General features: G+C 41.9%; 5 protein-coding genes. 3 read left to right on the top strand and 2 right to left on the bottom strand.

The genetic code is table 11. The features are described 5' to 3' along the window. Positions 1 to 288 precede the first annotated feature (288 nt). Positions 289 to 561 carry a hypothetical protein gene (locus tag LD39_RS15955; protein ID WP_035549576.1) on the top strand — a complete coding sequence of 91 codons (273 nt, stop codon included), beginning with the start codon at positions 289 to 291 and terminating at the stop codon, positions 559 to 561. Between the two features lie 48 nt (positions 562 to 609). Here the strand turns inward: LD39_RS15955 and lipA are convergent, their stop codons facing one another. Both lipA and LD39_RS15945 read right to left on the bottom strand, forming a co-directional pair. Continuing rightward, positions 610 to 1,554: a lipoyl synthase gene (lipA, locus tag LD39_RS15950; RefSeq protein ID WP_035549574.1), complete on the bottom strand. Its 945-nt coding sequence runs from the start codon at positions 1,552 to 1,554 to the stop codon at positions 610 to 612. An 18-nt stretch (positions 1,555 to 1,572) separates the two neighbouring features. Further along, a complete protein-coding gene (locus tag LD39_RS15945) occupies positions 1,573 to 2,394 on the bottom strand; it encodes a biotin/lipoate A/B protein ligase family protein (protein WP_156112675.1) in 822 nt (273 codons plus the stop codon). A gap of 256 nt (positions 2,395 to 2,650) precedes the next feature. Here LD39_RS15945 and LD39_RS15940 point away from each other — a divergent pair, with 256 nt between their 5' ends. Both LD39_RS15940 and LD39_RS15935 read left to right on the top strand, forming a co-directional pair. Next, positions 2,651 to 2,830 carry a hypothetical protein gene (locus tag LD39_RS15940; protein WP_035549571.1) on the top strand — a complete coding sequence of 60 codons (180 nt, stop codon included), beginning with the start codon at positions 2,651 to 2,653 and terminating at the stop codon, positions 2,828 to 2,830. Between the two features lie 413 nt (positions 2,831 to 3,243). Next, a complete protein-coding gene (locus tag LD39_RS15935; RefSeq protein WP_035549569.1) occupies positions 3,244 to 5,139 on the top strand; it encodes a PrkA family serine protein kinase in 1,896 nt (631 codons plus the stop codon). Positions 5,140 to 5,186: the final 47 nt, after the last annotated feature.

Here is a 5,186-nt window from a genome sequence, read left to right as displayed (position 1 = left end):
ACTTTTTTATTTTCTTGGTGTACCCGCTTTTTCATCATATCCTGCTGTGAAGATGGATGTTAGAAACGTCGCGCATACTAGAATGATCAAAGTCAATTTCATGTATAGTTCCTCCTTTTATCCAGACAAGCTATGCTACCCGTATTATACCTTAATTGTACAGCAATGTGAATTGTTTGTCCTGTTAATTTTATCCTTTGTTAAAAGGCTGATGCCTATACAGGATATAGGTGAACGACATACGTTGAAGAGTAGGTGTATAACCAGGATGGAAATGGAGGAGTAAAATTGGAACAGTATCCGTATCATTACCCATATTCGAATTACGATGAGTTTCGGGATGAAGATGAGAGATTCTTCTTTTTAGGACCATTTGCAGGCGGGCTGCTTGGTGGATTTCTGGGTGGAGCCATCGGAGGTTATGGCGGTGGTTTCGGCGGAGGCTATGGTGGAGGCTACGGCGGAGGATTTGCTGGGAGCTACGCTGGAGGTTATCCTCCTTATTATAGGCCTCCTTATGGTGGATTTTACGGTCGTCCCCCTTATGGAGGGTTTTGGTAAAATAAAGAAGGATACCTCGTCAACAACGAGGTATCCTATTTCTCTTTATTAGAAGTTGGTCTTATCAAGTTCTTTTCCTTGGGACTCATATCCTTGCATATATTTGATACGACGCTGAGCAGAAGTGTTGTTCACTTGCTCGTCTGCGTGGTAAGAGGAGCGTACCATTGGACCTGCTTCACAGTGTTTGAAGCCTTTCTCAATGGCGATTTGTTTAAGCTCTTCAAACTCATCCGGATGGTAGTAGCGCTCTACATTTAAGTGTTTTTTCGTTGGCTGCAAGTACTGACCAATCGTCATGATGTCTACGTTGTGAGCAAGAAGATCGTCCATTGCCTGAACGATTTCTTCTTTCGTTTCACCTAGACCGACCATGATACTTGATTTTGTTGGTGTATTCGGACGAATTTCTTTCACTCGTTTTAGAAGTTCAAGGGAACGATCATACATCGCACGAGCACGTACCTTTTTCGTCAAGCGACGGACAGTTTCGATGTTGTGATTAAAAATGTCTGGCTCTCCACTCATTAGCGTGTGAAGGCTTTCGTAATCTCCCTTCATATCAGATGGCAGGATTTCTACTGTACAGCCAGGAACACGGCGTCGAACGGCTTTAACCGTTTCAGCAAAAACAGCTGCACCACCGTCATTAAGATCGTCACGAGCAACAGCTGTAATAACAACGTGCTTCAGCCCCATGATTTCTACTGATTCAGCGACACGTTCTGGTTCGCCCCAGTCAAGCTCGTTTGGAAGGCCGGTTTTGACGGCACAGAAACGACATCCGCGTGTACATGTATCTCCGAGAATCATGAAAGTGGCTGTTTTTCGTTCACTCCAGCACTCGTGGATGTTTGGGCAACGGGCTTCTTCACATACGGTATTGAGTTTTTTCTCACGCATGAGCTTTTTAAGACCAGTGTAGGATTTGTTCGTGTTGATTTTAATTTTGAGCCATTCCGGCTTTCTTATGTAGTCTTGGTTTTTAGCCATGATTTTTCCACTCCTTTTTTATCGGGAAAAGTTCCATTCGTCTGTTTCATAACGGTCTTTAGCGATTTGTTTGACTTCATCCCATTGTGCTTCTGAAAGTTCCAGAGGTTCTAAGTTGACTTCTAGTCCTTTTTCAAATCCTTTTTTAAAGGCAGCTTTCGTATCATCAAAGGTTACTTTATGTTCCAGTAGTTGGTTGATGGCAACAGCTTTGTCGCTAAATGCACGACGAGCGCGTTCTTTAATGCGTTCATTTTTGTAAATAAACATATCGAAAAGCTTCACATCATCCACGTCAATTGGGATGGACCCATGCTGGAGAATGATACCTTTCTTTCTCGTTTGAGCGCTTCCAGCGGCTTTTTTACCTTCAACAATCAATTCATACCAAGAAGGTTCTTCAAAACAGACGGCAGAGTTCGTTACGTCTAATTTTCCTTCAGGTACGGCAAAGTCTGCTTGTATACCTAATTCTCGAAAGCCTTCTAACAATCCTTTGGAAATAACTAGATAAGCTTCTTTTACAGAGGCAGGCATAGCAGGGTGATCTTCTGAAACAATGACACTATATGTGAGTTCCTTATCATGCAGAACAGCCCGTCCTCCAGTTTGTCGACGGACAAGCTCATAACCATGTCGTTTTATACCCTCTAAGTCAATTTTTCCATTTACTTTTTGAAAATATCCAACGGACAGACCTGCTGGGGCCCAGCCGTAAAATCGAAGCACAGGTGGTATATTTCCTTGACGATGCCATTTCATTAATGCTTCATCCAGCGCCATATTAATCGCTGGCGTGCAATGACCAGAATCGACAAAGTACCATGTTTCCATTTGCAATCCTTCTTTCTGTCCTAAAGTACTTTATCTAACTAAAATATTCAAACCAATTCTAACAAGGGTCCCATACTGTGTCAAAAATTGCAAGCTGCCTTTATTGCCTGTGAGTTTTACAAAAAGAAGGGTATAGTAACGAATGCGGATGGAGACCCCTTTTTCTAGTATTAAAGGAAAGGTGGTACATGTTTATTAAATATAAAAAAAGTACTAAGAAACTCCTGATTTGAGATACAATAGTACATAGGAGGGGTTCATAATGAGTCAGACTTTGATTTCTAGTATCCTTTTCTTAATAAGTGCTGCAATATGGGCCGTTCTAGCTATTTTCTATGATGATTTCCGCTGGTTGAATATATTTTTATTTATATCTTTTCTCGTAATGGGTCTGGCTAAGAGGAAGAGGTTCCAGGAAGAAAAGGATTATGGAGAAGACTGATCTTAATGGATCAGTCTTTTTTATTGGTGGTACCTTTTTTCATAATAGGACAGATATCTTCTGCTCAAGGTCATAAGACAAGCAATTTTTTCGGGCAAGATTCAGCCCGCTACAATTGCTTGTCTTATGCTTGTCGAGGGGCCTTGGAGAAGGATCAGTTCAATGTTGGCACAGGACGTGCCGTACTTAGTTGAACATCGCTTCCGCATTTCTTTTGTTGTCTAGTTGCGAGGAATACGCCTTCGCGTCATAAGCAATCCTACTTCGTGGCAAAAGACGCCACGCTGTAGTTTTGCTTATGCGTTTCAGGGCTATCAATCCCTCTACACTTTTCTTAATTACACATGTTTCCCCTAAATTAAGCATAGGATATATTAAATTTCGTCTGTTAGGACGGGGGAGGTCTCTAATAAGTGGACATTTTAAAAAAGATACAAGACCACCGGGAACACGAAGAAGAGTTAAAGTGGGAAGGTACATTCGCAGAATACTTAGAGCTTTTGAAAGAGCGTCCGTATTTAGCTCAATCGGCACATTCCCGCGTTTATAATATGATAAAGACAGCGGGTGTGGTTGAAGAACACGATCATAAGAGGTATAAGTTTTTCGATCAGGATATCTATGGATTAGATGACGCGATGGAAAAGCTTGTAGAAGAATATTTCCATCCGGCGGCAAGAAGACTGGATGTTCGTAAGCGTATTTTGTTATTGATGGGGCCGGTTAGTGGTGGTAAGTCAACGCTTGTAAATCTGTTGAAACGAGGTTTAGAGAAGTTTTCTCATACAGATCAGGGAGCGGTTTTTGCCATTAAAGGTTGTCCAATGCATGAAGATCCGCTGCATCTGATTCCGCAGCACTTAAGAAAAGAGTTCCAAGAAGAATATGGCATTCGCATTGAAGGCAGCTTGTCACCGCTGAATACGATGCGAGTAGAGACTGAGTACGGTGGACGTATTGAGGATGTTCTAGTAGAGCGTATCTTTTTCTCAGAGGATAAGCGTACAGGCATTGGTACCTTCAGTCCTTCGGATCCTAAGTCCCAGGATATTGCCGATTTGACCGGTTCCATCGACTTCTCAACGATCGCTCAATATGGTTCAGAGTCTGATCCTCGAGCGTACCGATTCGATGGTGAGCTGAACAAGGCGAACCGTGGAGTGATGGAATTTCAAGAAATGCTGAAGTGTGATGAGAAATTCCTCTGGCACTTACTAAGTTTGACGCAGGAAGGAAATTTCAAAGCAGGACGTTTTGCACTCATTTCCGCTGATGAATTGATTATTGCGCACACGAACGAAGCAGAGTACCGTTCCTTCATTGCCAATAAGAAAAATGAAGCTTTGCATTCGCGTATGATTGTGATGCCTGTGCCTTACAACTTGAAAGTAAGTCAAGAGGAACGAATCTATGAAAAGATGATTCGTGAAAGCGATATCCGTGATGTTCACATTGCTCCTCATACACTTAAAGTGGCGGCGATGTTCACGATTCTCACTCGATTAAAAGAATCGAAGAAAGCATCCGTTGATGTACTGAAGAAAATGCGCTTATATGATGGAGAAATCCTGGAAGGCTTCAGTGATGTTGATGTGGAGGAGTTAAAGAAAGAGCACTCCGATGAAGGAATGAGCGGTATTGATCCGCGTTACGTCATCAACCGTATCTCATCAACGATTATCAAAAAAGAACTGACATCGATTAACGCGCTTGATGTACTTCGATCTCTTAAAGATGGGTTAGGCAGTCATGCTTCCATTTCTAATGAAGATAAAGATCGGTACCTTGACTTTATCTCACTAGCGAGAAAAGAATACGATGAAATTGCGAAGAAAGAAGTTCAGAAAGCTTTTGTCTACTCTTATGAAGAGTCTGCGGTCACACTCATGGACAATTATTTAGATAATGTGGAAGCGTATTGCAATAAAGCAAAATTAAGAGATCCACTGACTGGCGAGGAATTAAATCCAGATGAGCGTCTCATGCGCTCCATTGAAGAACAAATCGGTGTATCTGAAAATGCGAAGAAAGCTTTCCGTGAAGAAATCTTAATCAGAATTTCCGCCTATGCTCGTAAAGGCAAGAAATTTGATTACCAGTCCCACGAGCGTCTGCGTGAAGCGATTCAGAAGAAACTGTTTGCAGATTTGAAAGATGTTGTGAAGATCACGACATCTACGAAAACACCGGATGAGCAACAGCTTAAGAAGATCAACGAAGTGGTTGCAACACTTGTGGATGAACACGGTTACAATTCCAGCTCCGCGAATGAATTGCTTAAATATGTAGGAAGTTTATTGAATCGATAATTTTATAAGGAATCACCCTCCTAGGAGAGGGTGGTTTCTTTTTTTTT

It is taken from the genome of Halobacillus sp. BBL2006, assembly GCF_000786645.1.
GTDB lineage: Bacteria > Bacillota > Bacilli > Bacillales > Halobacillaceae > Halobacillus.
Note: the sequence above shows the minus strand (reverse complement) of the source record. Positions and strands in the feature narration are given on the sequence as shown.